At 40.2% G+C, this 552-nt stretch carries 1 rRNA gene; it reads left to right on the forward strand.

Annotated features, from left to right (window positions below):
* The first annotated feature begins 108 nt into the window (after positions 1 to 108).
* Positions 109 to 224: ribosomal RNA gene (rrf, locus tag PAND9192_RS20465) — 5S ribosomal RNA — on the forward strand.
* The last annotated feature ends 328 nt before the right edge of the window (positions 225 to 552 follow it).

The following is a 552-nucleotide window of genomic DNA, read 5'->3' on the forward strand; positions in this document are numbered from 1 at the left end:
AAAGAGAAGAGACGGACTCTACAAACGCTTGAATGAGTGTGAGAACAACTAGTTAGATTTTCCCAGATTGTTATTTATTGCCTAAAGGCGATAAATAAACCGAATTTGCTTGGCGACCATAGCGTTATGGACCCACCTGATCCCATGCCGAACTCAGTAGTGAAACGTAATAGCGCCGATGGTAGTGTGGGGTCTCCCCATGTGAGAGTAGGACATCGCCAGGCTTCAAATTATGAGAGCCCGTTCAATGAACGGGCTTTTATTTCGCTCTCACTGATTGAAATGTGAGCGACGTCAATAGAGAGTTTTTACTTTTTAATCAATTGATAAAAAAGATGAAAATTTTGTCTTGACTGAATATCAGAAAAGCGTATTATACGCCACCTGACTTGCTGAAGCGTAAAGCGCTAAGGCATTGAAAGTCAACGTTCTTTAACAATTTGACCATGCAATCTGTGTGGGCACTCGTTGAATAGTTAAGTCGAAAGATTTATCAATGAACTGAGTGACCAATACAAATAACTACGGTTATTTGGCACAGTCAATTCATTA

Source organism: Photobacterium andalusiense (assembly GCF_900185625.1).
GTDB classification, from domain to species: domain Bacteria; phylum Pseudomonadota; class Gammaproteobacteria; order Enterobacterales; family Vibrionaceae; genus Photobacterium; species Photobacterium aquimaris.